Annotated in this window: 1 protein-coding gene; it reads right to left on the bottom strand. The window is 64.0% G+C overall.

Annotation, left to right across the window (positions count from 1 at the left end):
* Window positions 1-407 (bottom strand): hypothetical protein (locus tag ACCC96_RS30300; protein WP_413697742.1); only part of this gene is annotated, 407 nt, incomplete at its 3' end.
* Between the last annotated feature and the right edge of the window lie 21 nt (window positions 408-428).

Raw genomic sequence — 428 nt, 5'->3', positions numbered from 1 at the left:
CTGCCGCCGACCACTTCGTTGAGGATGGTTTGCGCCGCGATCCCGTTGGTCAGGTTCGGGTTGCCGACAATGATCCCACCCAGTTGCGTCGCGCCGGTCTGCGCGGCGACGTTATTGAGGATCACCCCCTGGCTGCCGACGTTGTAATCGTGGAACTGGTTATGCGACAGGCCCGTGCCATTGGGCGTGGCGATCTGGATGATCGGCACGCCATTGCCCGCCTGGCCGAGGCTGGTGCCGGGCGTAGCCACCACGATCCCGTCGGCCTGCGCCCACATCGGCTGCCAGAACATGACGTTGGCCAACAGGAACGCCAACCCGCGCTTGGGCATGCCCCAGAAGTGCTCGCGATTTTTGACCGCAGCCGAGGGCTGGCTAGCGAGGAAGGCGTAATGGCGAACGTCCATGTCAGTGTTCTCGAAGAGGCG

Origin of the sequence: Pseudomonas sp. Pseusp11, from assembly GCF_047304405.1 — a bacterium.
In the GTDB taxonomy this organism is placed as follows: Bacteria; Pseudomonadota; Gammaproteobacteria; order Pseudomonadales; family Pseudomonadaceae; genus Aquipseudomonas.
This window is presented reverse-complemented; position numbering and strand designations above follow the sequence as displayed.